The organism is Chelatococcus asaccharovorans, from assembly GCF_003201475.1.
GTDB lineage: Bacteria > Pseudomonadota > Alphaproteobacteria > Rhizobiales > Beijerinckiaceae > Chelatococcus > Chelatococcus asaccharovorans.
The window spans coordinates 770372-784083 of the sequence record NZ_QJJK01000001.1 but is presented as its reverse complement, the minus strand read 5'-3'; the positions used below and the strand labels follow the sequence as shown (position 1 = coordinate 784083).

General features: G+C 64.6%; 15 protein-coding genes. 8 read left to right on the top strand and 7 right to left on the bottom strand.

The window, feature by feature from the left end; translation table 11 throughout:
* Nucleotides 1-5: 5 nt before the first annotated feature.
* From C7450_RS03710 to C7450_RS03695, 4 genes are all read right to left on the bottom strand, one after another.
* The gene (locus tag C7450_RS03710; protein WP_110372998.1) at nucleotides 6-695 is read right to left on the bottom strand and encodes an ABC transporter ATP-binding protein; all 690 of its coding nucleotides are present in this window, start codon (nucleotides 693-695) and stop codon (nucleotides 6-8) included.
* The gene (locus C7450_RS03705) at nucleotides 688-2445 is read right to left on the bottom strand and encodes a branched-chain amino acid ABC transporter ATP-binding protein/permease (RefSeq protein ID WP_110372997.1); all 1758 of its coding nucleotides are present in this window, start codon (nucleotides 2443-2445) and stop codon (nucleotides 688-690) included. Before C7450_RS03705 ends, C7450_RS03710 begins: the two co-directional genes overlap by 8 nt.
* Entirely contained in the window at nucleotides 2442-3311 is an 870-nt protein-coding gene (locus C7450_RS03700; protein ID WP_110372996.1) for a branched-chain amino acid ABC transporter permease, read from the bottom strand. The genes C7450_RS03705 and C7450_RS03700 overlap by 4 nt, the downstream gene beginning before the upstream one ends.
* A gap of 78 nt (nucleotides 3312-3389) precedes the next feature.
* Nucleotides 3390-4502 carry an ABC transporter substrate-binding protein gene (locus C7450_RS03695; protein ID WP_110372995.1) on the bottom strand — a complete coding sequence of 371 codons (1113 nt, stop codon included), beginning with the start codon at nucleotides 4500-4502 and terminating at the stop codon, nucleotides 3390-3392.
* A 105-nt stretch (nucleotides 4503-4607) separates the two neighbouring features.
* On the opposite strand from C7450_RS03695, the gene C7450_RS03690 reads away from it, so the two are divergent.
* From C7450_RS03690 to C7450_RS03655, 8 genes are all read left to right on the top strand, one after another.
* Complete coding sequence (locus tag C7450_RS03690; RefSeq protein ID WP_170147025.1) at nucleotides 4608-5264, top strand: TetR/AcrR family transcriptional regulator; 657 nt, start codon at nucleotides 4608-4610, stop codon at nucleotides 5262-5264.
* A gap of 23 nt (nucleotides 5265-5287) precedes the next feature.
* On the top strand, nucleotides 5288-6697 hold the full coding sequence (locus tag C7450_RS03685) for an amidohydrolase family protein (RefSeq protein WP_170147024.1): 1410 nt from the start codon (nucleotides 5288-5290) through the stop codon (nucleotides 6695-6697).
* Entirely contained in the window at nucleotides 6694-7722 is a 1029-nt protein-coding gene (locus C7450_RS03680; RefSeq protein ID WP_110372992.1) for a fumarylacetoacetate hydrolase family protein, read from the top strand. The genes C7450_RS03685 and C7450_RS03680 overlap by 4 nt, the downstream gene beginning before the upstream one ends.
* A 16-nt stretch (nucleotides 7723-7738) precedes the next feature.
* Nucleotides 7739-8536 (top strand): acetoacetate decarboxylase family protein, encoded by a 798-nt coding sequence (locus C7450_RS03675; protein ID WP_210206349.1) that lies wholly within the window; start codon nucleotides 7739-7741, stop codon nucleotides 8534-8536.
* Between the two features lie 9 nt (nucleotides 8537-8545).
* Complete coding sequence (locus C7450_RS03670; RefSeq protein WP_110372990.1) at nucleotides 8546-9097, top strand: cupin domain-containing protein; 552 nt, start codon at nucleotides 8546-8548, stop codon at nucleotides 9095-9097.
* Nucleotides 9098-9425: 328 nt separating this feature from the next.
* Nucleotides 9426-10139, top strand: coding sequence for a ribonuclease activity regulator RraA (locus tag C7450_RS03665; RefSeq protein ID WP_210206348.1), 714 nt, complete (start codon nucleotides 9426-9428; stop codon nucleotides 10137-10139).
* 261 nt (nucleotides 10140-10400) lie between these two features.
* Complete coding sequence (locus C7450_RS03660) at nucleotides 10401-10883, top strand: tellurite resistance TerB family protein (RefSeq protein WP_110372989.1); 483 nt, start codon at nucleotides 10401-10403, stop codon at nucleotides 10881-10883.
* 18 nt (nucleotides 10884-10901) lie between these two features.
* Nucleotides 10902-11714 (top strand): glutamine amidotransferase, encoded by an 813-nt coding sequence (locus C7450_RS03655; protein ID WP_110372988.1) that lies wholly within the window; start codon nucleotides 10902-10904, stop codon nucleotides 11712-11714.
* Here the strand turns inward: C7450_RS03655 and C7450_RS03650 are convergent.
* The 3 genes from C7450_RS03650 to C7450_RS03640 form a co-directional block, all read right to left on the bottom strand.
* Nucleotides 11685-12335 carry an AprI/Inh family metalloprotease inhibitor gene (locus tag C7450_RS03650; protein WP_110372987.1) on the bottom strand — a complete coding sequence of 217 codons (651 nt, stop codon included), beginning with the start codon at nucleotides 12333-12335 and terminating at the stop codon, nucleotides 11685-11687. The two genes, C7450_RS03655 and C7450_RS03650, sit on opposite strands and share 30 nt — an antisense overlap.
* Before the next feature lie 156 nt (nucleotides 12336-12491).
* On the bottom strand, nucleotides 12492-12863 hold the full coding sequence (locus C7450_RS03645) for a VOC family protein (RefSeq protein WP_110372986.1): 372 nt from the start codon (nucleotides 12861-12863) through the stop codon (nucleotides 12492-12494).
* Between the two features lie 43 nt (nucleotides 12864-12906).
* A complete protein-coding gene (locus C7450_RS03640) occupies nucleotides 12907-13692 on the bottom strand; it encodes a succinate dehydrogenase iron-sulfur subunit (RefSeq protein ID WP_110372985.1) in 786 nt (261 codons plus the stop codon).
* Nucleotides 13693-13712: the final 20 nt, after the last annotated feature.

The following is a 13712-nucleotide window of genomic DNA, read 5'->3' as shown; positions in this document are numbered from 1 at the left end:
GAGCCTCAGAGCCCGAGATAGGCACGCCGGATCGCTGGATCCGCCGCAAGTTTCGCTGAAGGGCCCGTCGCCGTGATGTGCCCGGTTTCCAGCACATAGGCGCGGTCGGTCGCCGCCAGCGCCATCTCGGCGTTCTGCTCGGCAAGGAGCACCGTCATGCCTTTGGTCTTGAGGAGGCCGATGAGCGCGCGGATCTGGTCGACGATGATCGGCGCCAGCCCGAGCGTGGGCTCGTCCAGCATCAGCACTTTCGGGCGCGACATCAGGGCGCGCGCGATCGCCAGCATTTGCTGCTCGCCGCCGGACATGCTGCCGGCAAGCTGGCTGCTGCGTTCGCGCAGGCGCGGGAAGAGCTCCAGCATGTCCTCGCACAAGGCCGGGAAGTCCCCCCCGATGAAACCCATCTCGAGGTTCTCGAGCACGCTCATCTGCGGAAAGACATGGCGCCCTTCCGGGGATAGGGCGACGCCGCGCATGACGCGCGCGTGGCTCGGCCGCCCGGTGAGCTCGGTGCCATCGACGCGGACCGAGCCGGAAGACGTCGCCAGGCCGAGAATCGCCTTCAGGATGGAGGACTTGCCGGCCCCATTGGCGCCGATGAGCGCGACCGCCTCGCCGCGCGCGGCGGTCAGCGCTATGTCTTCGACGGCGCGGACCTTGCCGTAGGTGACGGAGAGCCCGGACAGCTCAAGCATTCTGCGCCTCCTCCGCCGTGTAGCCACCGAGATAGGCTGCGATGACGGCCTTGTCGGCCTGGATCTCGGCCGGTGTGCCCTGGGCGATCAGGCGGCCGCGGTCGAGCACGATGATGCGATCGCAGAGCGCCATCATCATGCGCAGGTTGTGATCGACAAGCACGATCGTCAGTCCGCGCTGGCGCAGGCTGCGCAGCAGATCCGCCAGCCGGTTGGCCTCGGTGTGGTTGAGGCCCGCGGCAGGTTCGTCGAGCATCAGAAGGCGCGGCTGCGTGGCCAGCGAAACGGCGATGGCCAACATTTTCTGCTCGCCATAGGGGAGTGATCCCGCCTCCAGCGCGGCGCGCTCCGTCAGGCCGACGAAGGCGAGGCACTCCCAGGCGCGCCGGACGCGCCTGGCTTCCCGTGCGCGCCAGCCGGGGCCGCGCAGGACAGAACTCAGGAGCGATGCGGGCTCCGGGCAACTCGTGGCGGCGAGCACGTTCTCAAAGACGGTCTGGCTGCCGCAAAGCGCGGCCTGCTGGAATGTGCGTGCCAGTCCCTCGTTGACGAGGCTGCTCGGCGAATCGCCGGTCACCTTGCGCTCGCCATAACGGATTTCACCCGCCGTCGGCGGTGTGAAACCGCTGATCAGGGACAGACAGGTGGTCTTGCCGGCTCCGTTCGGCCCGATGATGCCCACAAGCTCGCCGGGCTCGATGGTCATGCTGACGTTGTCCACCGCCGTCAAACCGCCGAAGCGTTTCGTGAGGTCCGTTACGACGAGGCGGGGTGATGGCTCGAAGGCGATCTCGCCACCCTTGGCCGGCGCGCCGGGTGTGCGGAAAGGCCGGGTCAGGTGGAAGAGCGGCGCGAGGCCGGCCGGCTGGATGCGGATGACGGCCAAAAGGATCAGCGCGAAAATCGCGATCCGATATTCATCGACGAAACGCAGCGTCTCGGGAAGGGCCGCGAAGATCGCGCCGCCGAGCAGCGGGCCGATGAGTGTGCCCTTGCCGCCGAGAATGGCGATCAAGAGGCCTGTCGCCGACAGCATCGGATTGAACAGATCAGGCGTCAGGACAAGTGTGCGCGGGATGAACAGGACGCCGGCAAATCCCGCCAGCCCCCCGGAGAGCGCGATCGCCATCACCCGCTGACGCATCGTCGGGATGCCGATGCTCTCAGCGAGCGCGTTGGATTCGCGAATGACCTTCCAGGACCGGCCGGTGGGGCTTTCCAGCAAGCGGTGAACGATCAATACGGCGAGCCCGAGCCCGAGCAGTGTCGCCAGGAGATAATACTGGTGAAAGACGAGACCAAGCGACTCAAGCGTCTCGACGCGCGGGCGCCGCACGATCAGGCCGAGGGGGCCCCGCGTGAGATCGATCCAATTGGACACGACGAGGCGCAGGATCTCGGCCGTCGTCAAGGTGGCGATGGCGAAATAGGCGCCGCCGAGCCTGACGGATGCGAACCCGACCAGCGCGCCGAGGAGGGCCGCCGGGATAGGTGCGAACAGCAGGGTCACCCAGTAATTGACGCCGAAATTGACGATCGCCAAGCCCGCGACATAGGCGCCGAGCCCGAAGAAGGCTGCATGGCCGAAGGAGATCAGGCCGAGGTAGCCCACCGTCAGGTTGATCGACAGGCCAAAGATTGCGAGCACCGCGGCATAGGCCAGGAGCCCGCTGTAGTAGCTTTGCCCGGCGAGCAGGAAGGGGGCAGCAACGGCAAGAGCCAGAGCCATCACAATCAGGATGCGTCTCATCGGGCGCGCCCCGCGAAAAGGCCCTGCGGCCGGATGAGAAGGAAGATCAGAAGCAGCGCGTAGATGACCGCGGTGCCCATGTCCTGCGGCATGAAGGCGCTGGCCAGGGCTTCGAGCAGACCGAGCAGCAGCCCGCAGACGACCGCGCCCGTCGCATTGCCCATGCCGCCGATCACCACGACCACGAAGGCGGTGATGATGGCATGCTGGCCCATCGAGGGTGTGAAGAGGCTGACCGGCGCGATCAGAGCACCGGCGATCGCGGCGATTGCGGCCGCCCCGAGAAAGGTCAGCGTGCGGATGCGCGCGACATCGATACCGACGACCTGCGCGGCGAATTCGCTCTGCGCGACGGCCCTGATGCGGCGCCCCACGAGCGTGCGGCGCAGGACATATTCGATGGCGAGCAGGATCACGACGCCCGAAACAAGCACCAGCAGTCTGTGATTGGTGATGACGATCGGACCAAGCGATAGGGATCCCGCGAGCCCTTCGACACGGGACGGATTCGGCCCCCAGGTCGACAGGACCGATTGGTGCAGCAGCAGGCTCACCGCAAAGGTGCTGAGCAGGACGGTCGACGGGCCGTCTTTCGTCGGGAGAACCGGCCGCACGGCGACGAGGTCGACAAGGGCTGCGATGGCGACGACGGCGACAACAGCCAGCACCAATGCGAGGCCGTAGGGCAGGCCGAGCATCGTCGTGGCGACGACAGCCATGAGCCCGCCCAGCATGTAGAGTTCGCCATGCGAGAAATTGATGATGTGGAGCACACCGAAGATCATCGTCAGGCCGAGGGCCACAAGCGCATAGGCCATGCCCTGCGTTAGCCCGTTGACGGCCTGCTGAAGGAGAAGCTCAAGCATCGATTGGTTCCGACGTGCAACCGCGGGAGGAGGCGCGTGACGCGCGTCCTCCCGCCGGCTTTGGAATGTCAGAGACGATTAGCGGTTGACGACGATCTCGCCAGACTTGACGACCAGACGGATGAGCTCGCCGCTGGAGGCCTGCCCATTCTTGTCGAAGGTGACTTCGCCGCGCGGCGTCTCCCATTTGCCCTCATGGATGACCTTGGCGATCTTGGTGGTGTCATCGGCCGTCCCGGCCTTGTCCATTGCCTTGGCGGCGATCCAGATCGATTCGAAGCCGAGGACTTCGATTTTCTCGGGCTTGCGGCCGAATTTCTTCTCGAAAGCGGCGACAAAACGCTTGTTGAAGGCATTGTCGATCGACGGGACATAGATGTCGGCGCTGAAGGCCTTCTCGGCCGCCGCACCGGCGATCTGGACGCCCTGCGAATTGAGGACACCTGGCATCAGGCAGCGGTTGCCGTTGAAGCCGAGATCCGACAGGGAGCGCAGGATATTGCCGTATTGCTCCATGTTCGAGCCGACGATGCAGATGGTGTCTGCGCCGGAGGAACGCGCATTCGTGGACATTGCCGCGAAATCGTTCTGTTGCATGCCGAATGTATCGGAGTAGACGAGCTTGTCGCCGAACAGCTTTTTCATCTGGTTGATCGTCACCTGGCCGAAGTCGCTGTTTTCGGCAAGGATAGCAACCTTCGCGGGCTTGACCGTCTCCAGAAGAAAGGTGTCAAACGACTGCGCATCCTGTGCTGTCGTTGTATTCATCCGGAAAATCTTATCGTATCCGGATTTCGTCACGTCCGGATGCTTCGGCACCGCCGCCATGAAGATCGCGTCCTCGCCCTCGATGACCGGGATGGCCGCCAGCGCGACGCTGCTGGAGATCTCGCCCGCGACGACTTTCACCCTGTCCTGGGTCAGGAGACGCTGAAGCGCGGCCACACCCTCGGGTGGTGAGAAGTTGGTGTCGTAGGTAACGAGCTCGATCTTGCGACCGCCGAGGATGCCGCCGTCCTGGTTGATCATCTCGGCGGCGAGCTGTGCGCCCTCGAGGTTCTGTTTGCCGACAAGTGTCTTGATCGGGTTGATCACACCGAGCTTGACCGGCTCAGCCGCATTGGCCTGGCCGGCCGCAGCCAGGATGGCCCCGAAGGCGAGCGCGGCCAGGTGGCGCTTGAGAATTGTCATTGATTCCTCCCTATGTGCGGCGCAGACAAACGGACTTTTGCGATTGTGTCAAGCGCTTGCTTTAATCAGTTGACTGCATTATCCATCGCACAGGGAGGAAATCGCATGAAGCAGGTTCAGGACGTCGCATCGGATACGCGCGAGCGGTTGATGGACGTCGCGGAGCGTCTGTTTGCAGAGCGTGGCTACAGCAACGTCCCGACACGGATGATCGCGGAGGAGGCGAGCGCCAATACGGCGGCTGTGCATTACCACTTCGGCTCGAAGGAGCGCCTGCTCGAGGCGGTTTTCCATCGCCGACTGGAGCCGATGAACAGAGAGCGCATCGCCAAGATCAAGGAGGCGATGGCGGCTTCCGGCAACGGGCGCCCCGACGTCGAGGTGGTGCTGCGCGCTTTCATCGAGCCCACCCTGCGCAAGCCGCGCGATGACGGCGAGCGTGCGTTTCGCCTGCTCTCTGGCCGTGCGTCCACGGATCCCAATCCCGAGGTCAAGCGGATCCTGTTCCAGGCCTACGACGAGGTGGCGCGGGCTTTTGCCGATGCGATCGCGAAGGCCTGCCCGGAGCTTTCGACGGAAGAACTGTTCTGGCGCGTCGCCTGCGTTTACGGGGCGATGCTCTATATCCGCGCCGACAACGGCCGGCTGCAGCCTGTCTTCGGCAAGGAGTTCAGCCTGTCCGACCCCGAAGGGGCGCTGCGCTACGCCATCGCCTTCATGAGGGCCGGAATGCAGGCTCCTCCTGCCGGCCCTGTCGACTGACGTTGAAACTGGAGAGACCAGCAGTGTCGAAGAGGATCTTGCTCAAGGGCGGGCAGGTGGTTGGCGGTCCCCGCGTGCCGGCGGACGTGCTGATCGAGAACGATATCATCGCCGCCATTGGCCCGTCGATCGATGCTGCCGATGCCGAGATCATCGATGTTGCCGGCATGCTGGTGGCGCCGGGCTTCGTCGATACGCATCGGCATATCTGGCAGACGTCGATTCGCGGCGTCGCCGCCGACTGGAGCCTGGTGGAGTATATCCGCTTCATCCGGCTCGGCTATGCGACGGCCTATCGGCCGGAGGATGTCTGGATCAGCACCTATGCCGGCGCGCTCGAGGCGCTTGACGCCGGTATCACGACGATCTGCGACTTCTGCCACATCATGCGCACGCCCGAACATGCCGATGCCGGCATCGAGGGGCTGGACCGTTCCGGCATACGCGGCCAGTTCTATTACGGCTTCTATGACGTGCCGTCCGAGCCGCGCAGCTTCCTCGATCACGACGCCCGTGTGAGGCATGCCCGCCAGTTCTTCGACGCGCGTTTCCGCGCACGGCCGGCCAGTGCCCTGGTGACGATGGGCGTGGCCTTGACGGAGTTCAATCTCATCCCGGTCGCGCATACCGCCGATGAAATTGCCGTGGCGCGCGATTTCGACATCCCGCTGACCATGCATATGGGCACGCTCTCGACGCCCGACAGCGTCGCGCGCCTGGCGCAGGCCGGTCTGCTCGGTCCCCGCATGCTCCATGTGCATTGCAACGCGTCGAGCGACGACGAGTTGAAGGCCATTGCCGACAGCGGCGGGGCGCTCAGCATCACGCCGGAGACGGAGCTGCAGATGGGCATGGGCATTCCCGTCACCAACCGGGCGCTCGCGGTGGGTCTGCGCCCCACGCTCGGCATCGATATCGTCTCGGACTACTCCGGCGACATGTTCGCGCAGATGCGCATCGCGCTGCAGACGGCGCGGGCGATGGACAATCAAAAGGTCCTGGATGCCGGCCGGATGCCGCCCGAGATCGATCTGAAGGTCGCCGACGTCTATGACTTCGCGACCATCGACGGCGCGCGGGCCATCGGCCTCGATACGCAGGTCGGTTCGCTCGCGGTCGGTAAGCAGGCGGATATCATCACGGTCCGGCAGGACGGCATTCATCATGCGCCGCGCACGGCCGATCCGCTAGCATCGCTTGTCCTCCAGGTGCGGCCGTCCGACATCGACAGCGTCTTCGTGGCGGGGCAGGCACGCAAGCGCGACGGTCGGCTCGTCGGTGTCGATGTCGCGGCCGTGAGAGAACGCGCGCAGGCGTCGTCGGATCACCTCGCCGCAGCTTTCGCCGAGGCCATGCAACGGACGGGGCAGACGGCCACCCGGGCGACCTATGGCTCGGAATTGGCACGCGCCACGAAAGGGGATGTGTCGTGAAGCTCGCCAGTCTCGCGGACGGGCGCGACGGCCGCTTGGTCGTCGTCTCTGCGGACCTTCGCCGGGCCGTCGACGCAGGCCCTATTGCGCCGACCCTGCAGGCGGCGCTCGATCGCTGGGCCGAGGTAGCACCACGGTTGCAGGAACTCTCCGACCGACTGGCGAGCGGAACGGAAGCCGGCTTTGCTTTCGATGCCGCGGCCTGCGCGTCGCCGCTGCCGCGCGCCTTCCAATGGGCCGACGGGTCGGCCTATGTAAACCATGTCGAGCTGGTCCGGCGCGCGCGCGGGGCGGAACTGCCGGCCTCGTTCTGGACCGATCCCTTGATGTACCAGGGTGGCTCCGACGCGTTTCTCGGCCCGCATGATCCGATCACCTTGCCGGATCCCGAATGGGGCGTGGACTTCGAGGGCGAGATTGCCGTCATCATCGACGACGTGCCGCTCGGCGCCAGCCGCACGGAGGCGCTCAAGGCGATCCGGCTCGTCATGCTGTGCAACGACGTATCGCTGCGCAATCTCATTCCAGGCGAACTGGCGAAGGGCTTCGGCTTTTTTCAGTCCAAGCCCGCTTCCGCCTTCTCGCCGGTGGCCGTCACCCCCGAAGCGCTGGGGCCGGCATGGCAGGATGGACGCCTCCATCTGCCGCTTCATAGCTGGCTCAATGGCGTCGCATTCGGCAAGCCTGATGCGGGCCTCGACATGACGTTCGACTTCGGCACGCTGATCGCCCATGCGGCGCGCTCCCGCCGGCTCTCGGCGGGAACCATCATCGGCTCTGGCACGGTCTCCAACCGCGGCGAGGATGGCGGCCCCGGCCGGCGCGTGGATGAGGGGGGCGTCGGCTATTCCTGCATCGCCGAACTGCGCATGATCGAAACCATTCAGACAGGCAAGCCCGCGACACCCTTCATGCAGCCGGGCGATACGGTGCGCATCGAGATGTTCGACGGCGAGGGACGGTCGATCTTCGGCGCCATCGACCAGCGCTTTCTCCCCGCCGATCCCCCAGAGACGGCGGCGTAGCATGACGGAAGGCTTGATGTATCGTATGCCCTATGGCTTCGGTCCGAGTGCCGGACCGCGCCAGGGCCCGGATGGCCGCCCGTTCGACTGGACGAATACGCCGCGCAAGCGTTCGGTCGCCGTGAGCTACCTGACGGATGCGGCGCTTCTCCGCAATCTGTTGCCGCCCGGGTTCTCGCTCGCGGATGAGCCCGTAGTGACGATCGAGCTGCAGTATTTCACCGAACTGGAATGGCTTGCGGGGCGTGGATACAACACGCTCGGCGTCAAGTTTCCCGTGACTTACAGGGGCACCGTCGACGAAGTCACGGGCCTCTTCCTCGCAGTTCTTTGGGAAAACCTGGCAGATCCGATCCTGACGGGACGCGATGAGCTTGGTTTCGCCAAGCTCTATGCGGAGATTCCCGAGCCGCGCGTCTTCCAGGGCAGGGAGTTTCATGGCGCCGCCTGGCTCGGCCATCGTTTCATCGACATCGAGCTTGATGCGATCGAAGAGGCCTCTCTCGCGCCTCTGTCGGGCCCGGCGGCCGGCGGCACGCTGCACTACAAATATGTGCCCGCGACGGGACAGTGGGGCGAAGCCGACATCGCCTATGCCTGCCATACGCCCCCCGGGGCAAGCCAGCAACGTACCATCGGGGCTTTCCACGCCAAGGGCAGGGTGACGATCCACGACACGCAATGGGCCGATATGCCCACGCAGTTCCACATTGTGCGCGCACTGGCAGCGCTCCCGATACTGGAGGCGCGCGGCGCTGTCATCACAGAGACGCGCGGCGGCAAGGACCTGTCGGATCAGCGCCGCCTGACCTGAGGACGCGAGATGAGTACGGAACCATTGCCGCCGTTCCGGCGGATCATCACGGCGAATGCGGAGAACGGCCGCTCGCGCATTCTGACGGATGCGCCCGCTCCGCATATCCTCTTGTCCGGTCCAGGACGCGGATTGATCAACCTGTGGGCAACCGAAGGCAATCCGCCTTCACTCGACACCCTCGATGATGCGGCCTGGCCGGTCCAGCTCGAGCCGCCCGCGGGTGGCACCGTCTTCCGTCTCTTCCAACTCGGCCCCAGGACGGTGTCCAACGAGGATCCCGAGGTTGCCGAACGGGCCGCGGCGGCTGCCTTCGCCCGCATGGGGGCAGCCCATCTGCGCGTCGATACGACCCGTCACCCCGCGATGCACAAGTCGCACACCCTCGACTACATCATGCTCCTCAAGGGCCGGGTGCTGCTGGTGCTGGATGACGCGGAGACGGAGTTGAAGCCCTTCGATGTGGTGATCCAGCGCGGCACCAACCATGCGTGGGTCAATCTCGACGATGAGCCGGCGCTGCTGATGGGCGTGCTCATGGATGCGGTGCGCGGCCCCTAAAGCGGCGATCAGCCATCAGGCCGGCGATCCTCGTTTCACTCCGGTCGGATTATGTCTAGAGCAAATCCGGCTTAGATGGAATCGTTTGATGCCATCTAAGCCGGTGAATTTGCTCGTCATTTTTTGAGCGGAGCAAGTCCGCAAAAGACGGACTTGCTCTAGGCGGACAGGTCCGACCTCGGCAGCTGCGGCGATTTATCAGACATCAGACAAATTTGCGGCAAAATGGTCGCCCGGCTGTGGCCTTCGGCGTCCTTCTCGCTCATTATCGCGGGCGGGAGTGACGCCTCACGGGCATCCAAACATTTATGCCAAGCCGGAGAAGCCGATGCTGTCTGCAGAAACCCGCCAGAAACTGAAATCCGTGAGCACAGCCACGTTGAGCACGGCGTTGTTCAAGCGGGGATTGCGCAACCAGTTTATCCAGGATGTGAGCCCCTTGCAGTTCAAGGGCGAGAACATGGTGGGCGAGGCTTTCACGCTCCGCTACATCCCGGCGCGCGAGGATCTGAACACGATCGAGGTCTTCCGCGATCGCTCCCATCCGCAGCGCAAGGCCGTGGAAGAATGCCCGCCCGGCGCGGTGATGGTCTTTGATAGCCGCAAGGATGCCCGGGCGGCATCGGCCGGTGCCATTCTGGTCTCGCGGCTCATGATACGGGGGGTCGCCGGCGTGGTCACCGACGGGGGGTTCCGCGACAGCCCCGATATTGCCGCACTCGCCATCCCGGCCTACCACCATCGCCCCTCCGCGCCGACCAATCTGACCCATCACCAGGCGCTCGATATCAATGTGCCGGTCGGGTGCGGGGATGTCGCGGTCTTTCCGGGGGATGTCGTCGTGGGCGACGGCGAAGGTGTGATCGTCATTCCCGCCCATCTCGCCGACGAGATCGCCACTGAGGCGGTGGAGATGACCGCCTTCGAGGATTTCGTGCAGGGCGAGGTGCTCAAGGGTAGGTCGATCCTCGGTCTTTATCCGCCGACCGATCCCCAGACGCAGGTTGATTACGCGGCATGGCGCCAGGCCACCGGTCGCTGAAAGCGTCCGGCGTCGACCGCCGGTCGCGATTCACATCATTCCTCCGATGTTGCACGAAGCTGGCACCTTTCTTGCTGTGATTGTTGTCGGCTGAACGAGAAACGGTGATCGATGACCGGAGCGGTTGCCACGCGGTTCTTGGCGAGCTAAAGCACGCCCGTCTCTTGCGGGCTTGCTCCGTTTAGAATAGACGAGCAAATTCAATGGTCTGGATCAGGATGGCGCGATCCGGGCCGGATTTGCCCTAGGGATCGCCTGCGGATGACAAGAGCCTCGCCCCATAGTCCTCTGTCCCTCGTTGCGCTGGTGCGCGAACTCGCCGAGCGCGTGGGTGGCGCCGACGATGGGGAGACCAGCGCCGCGGACAGCGATGGGCGCCTCGCTCTCGCGACTTTGCTCGTGCATGTCGCCCGCATTGACGGCATCATCGTTCCAGCCGAATGGGCGCGGTTGGAGACCATGCTTCGGGACGAATTTGCTCTTACGGCGGCGGATGCAGAGGCCCTCGCGGTGCAGGGCGATCTCGCAGACCGGGGCAACGCCGATGTGCAGATTTTGATCACGCCGCTGCGTCGCCGCCTTGACGTTGCAGCGCGAACGCGCCTTCTTCATCTGGCGTGGGATCTGGCGCAGGCCGATGGCGAGGTGCGCGAGCTTGAGGATGACTTGATCTGGCGGCTGGCCCGCCTGCTCGACCTCGATGAGACGGTCGTCGCCGGCCTGCGCCGCTCTTCCCCTGAGTAGCATGAGGTTTGCTGAGACATGCACGATACGGCCACCCGCTTGGAGGTAATCCGCACGCCGGAGCCCGTTGAGCGGGCGAAGCAGCCGGTTCTTGTGATCCTGCACCAGGAGCATTCCTCTCCCGGGCGGGTGGGGCGTCTGATCGCCGCCCAAGGGCATGCGCTGGATATCCGCCGCCCGCGGTTTGGCGATCCATTACCCGAGACGCTCGCAGGCCATGACGGGGCGATCATCTTCGGTGGGCCGATGAGTGCCAATGATGACGAAGCCTGGCTGCGCGACGAGATCGACTGGATCGGCCGCGTCCTCCGTGAGGGAAAGCCCTTCCTCGGTCTCTGTCTCGGTGCCCAGATGCTGGTGAAGCATATGGGCGGCCGCGTCGCGGGCCATGCCGAGGGCCGGGCGGAGATCGGCTATTTCCCGATTCACCCCACTTTTGCCGGCGAGGATTTAGCGAGCCGCCTCGGCGTGCCCTGGCCGTCCCATGTCTATCAATGGCACCGCGAGGGGCTCGATGATCCCGCCGGTGTATCGGTCCTCGCGACGGGTGCGGACTTTCCCATCCAGGCCATCCAGGTTGGTCCGGCCGCCTTCGGCTTCCAGTTCCATCCGGAGGTCACGCACGCGATGGTCTACCGTTGGACGACACGCGCCGTGGAGCGGCTCGCTCTCCCGGGCGCACAGGAAGCGCGGCTCCACCATAGCGGCCGGTTCATGTATGACGGCGCGGTGGCCACCTGGCTTGAGGCGTTCCTCACGCGGTGGCTTGAGGGAACGCCGGCGGCGCTGGCCGATCAAAGCTCAGCGCGAGATCGTGACCGGCGCGCCTGACTTCGCGATCACGCCGTTATAGGCACCGGAGCCGCCCTTCAGGCGGGCGACAACGCTGCCGCGCGAATAGAGATAGACCTCGTCATCACGCAGATCCCAGGCATTGACGCTCTGGAGGTCCTTGTTGGCGCAGCCTGAGGTCGATGCGCGATAAAGATCCAGCGACGGCGAGCTCGATAACGTGACGCGGCACGACCCACCCGTGGCCTCGCGCGCCGTCCAGGTGCCGGTGATCGAGGTGCGTGACGTCGGCATTTGCGATGCGGGTACAGCAGCCCCCCCAGCGGGAGATCCGAGGCTGGCCATGTTGTCGGGCTTCGGCTGGCCGAGCATCGGATCGACAGGCGCAGGGGCGCCTGGCGTCGGGAAGTTCGGGTCCGAAGCGACGGGGGTGCCCGGCGCCGGCGGAAGGGGGCTCGCGATGACAGTCGGCGCGGGGCCTGGTGCCACGGGCTCCATATCGTCGCTGATGGCGCGCGAATACCCTCCGGCACCAGACGGGACGCTGCCGCCGGGTCGGCCGGAGAAACGATCAGAGCTTGTGCAGGCACCGAGTCCGAGCAGCATGATGGCTGCCACGGCTGGCCATTTGGGTCCAAATTCACGCACGATCAACTGCATCCTCTGCGCTCTCCCGCAAACGCGCCCGCGTTAAGCCAAGGCCGGGGTTAAGCCAAGGCCTGCGTCAGGCCGGAGACCTTCACTGGTGTGCCTTAAGCAGGAGCGTTGAGCAAGTGCTGAGCATCATCAACCATAGTCCGGGCTATCAAAATCGCCCTATGAGGCCTGGGTGTGACAGACGGCTTCGATATTGTGGCCATCCCCATCTCGCACGAAGGCGCCGTAATAGTTGGGATGATAGTCAAGCCGCAGACCCGGCGCGCCATTATCCGTCGCACCTGCACTGAGCGCCGCGGCGTAAAACGCGTCGACGATGGCGCGTGTCTCCGCGCGAAAGGCGACATGCACGGGCGGAGAGGTGCGGCCGCCTGCGTAAATCCAGAAATCGGGCTTGCCATCAAGGCCGAAACCCGCTGTGGAATCCGCGAATTCCATGACTACGGTATAGCCGAGCGGCGCAAGAGCCTTGGCGTAGAAGGCCCTTGCTTGATCATAGTCGGAAACCTGAAGGCCGAAATGGTCGATCATGATCGCCTTCCCATTGCTGTGGGCCGGCCACCATGGCCGGTGGTCACACCTGGCGAACGACCATCATCTGCTTGATCTCGGCGATGGCCTTCGCGGGGTTGAGACCCTTCGGGCACACATTCGCACAATTCATGATGGTGTGGCAGCGGTAGAGGCGGAAAGGATCCTCGAGCTGGTCGAGGCGCTCGCCGGTGGCTTCATCGCGCGAATCGATCAGCCAGCGATACGCCTGCAGCAAGGCTGCGGGACCGAGATAGCGGTCCCCGTTCCACCAGTAGCTCGGGCAGGAGGTCGAGCAGCAGGCGCACAGAATGCACTCATAAAGCCCGTCGAGCTTCTGCCGGTCCTCATGGCTCTGCCGCCATTCCTTTTCCGGAGCCGGCGTCGTGGTCTGAAGCCAGGGCTCGATCGAGGCATGCTGGGCATAGAAGCGCGTGAGATCGGGAACGAGATCCTTGACCACCGGCATATGCGGCAAGGGATAGATCTTCACGACGCCCTTGCGCTCGACTTCGTCGATGCCCTTGGTGCAGGCGAGCGTGTTGGCGCCGTCGATATTCATCGCGCAGGAGCCGCAGATGCCTTCGCGACAGGAGCGCCGGAAGGTCAGCGTCGCATCGACCTTGTTCTTGATCCAGATGATGGCATCGAGAACCATCGGGCCGCAATCGTCCCGGTCCACCGTATAGGTGTCGATGCGCGGGTTCTCGTCCGTGTCGGGGTCCCACCGGTAGATGCGGAAATCGGTCGTGTGCTTGGCGCCGGCCGGCTTCGGCCACACCTTGCCTTCAGTCATCCGGGAATTTTTGGGAAGGGCGAATTCAGCCATATCCTGAACCTCAACGACCG

Excerpts from the sequence above, each read along its gene's own strand:
- C7450_RS03640 (WP_110372985.1), bottom strand. The coding sequence starts at position 13,692 with ATGGCTGAATTCGCCCTTCCCAAAAATTCCCGGATGACTGAAGGCAAG.
- C7450_RS03660 (WP_110372989.1), top strand. The coding sequence starts at position 10,401 with ATGACAAGAGCCTCGCCCCATAGTCCTCTGTCCCTCGTTGCGCTGGTG.
- C7450_RS03690 (WP_170147025.1), top strand. The coding sequence starts at position 4,608 with ATGAAGCAGGTTCAGGACGTCGCATCGGATACGCGCGAGCGGTTGATG.
- C7450_RS03670 (WP_110372990.1), top strand. The coding sequence starts at position 8,546 with ATGAGTACGGAACCATTGCCGCCGTTCCGGCGGATCATCACGGCGAAT.
- C7450_RS03650 (WP_110372987.1), bottom strand. The coding sequence starts at position 12,335 with ATGCAGTTGATCGTGCGTGAATTTGGACCCAAATGGCCAGCCGTGGCA.
- C7450_RS03665 (WP_210206348.1), top strand. The coding sequence starts at position 9,426 with ATGCTGTCTGCAGAAACCCGCCAGAAACTGAAATCCGTGAGCACAGCC.
- C7450_RS03700 (WP_110372996.1), bottom strand. The coding sequence starts at position 3,311 with ATGCTTGAGCTTCTCCTTCAGCAGGCCGTCAACGGGCTAACGCAGGGC.
- C7450_RS03695 (WP_110372995.1), bottom strand. The coding sequence starts at position 4,502 with ATGACAATTCTCAAGCGCCACCTGGCCGCGCTCGCCTTCGGGGCCATC.
- C7450_RS03655 (WP_110372988.1), top strand. The coding sequence starts at position 10,902 with ATGCACGATACGGCCACCCGCTTGGAGGTAATCCGCACGCCGGAGCCC.
- C7450_RS03705 (WP_110372997.1), bottom strand. The coding sequence starts at position 2,445 with ATGAGACGCATCCTGATTGTGATGGCTCTGGCTCTTGCCGTTGCTGCC.
- C7450_RS03710 (WP_110372998.1), bottom strand. The coding sequence starts at position 695 with ATGCTTGAGCTGTCCGGGCTCTCCGTCACCTACGGCAAGGTCCGCGCC.
- C7450_RS03675 (WP_210206349.1), top strand. The coding sequence starts at position 7,739 with ATGTATCGTATGCCCTATGGCTTCGGTCCGAGTGCCGGACCGCGCCAG.
- C7450_RS03645 (WP_110372986.1), bottom strand. The coding sequence starts at position 12,863 with ATGATCGACCATTTCGGCCTTCAGGTTTCCGACTATGATCAAGCAAGG.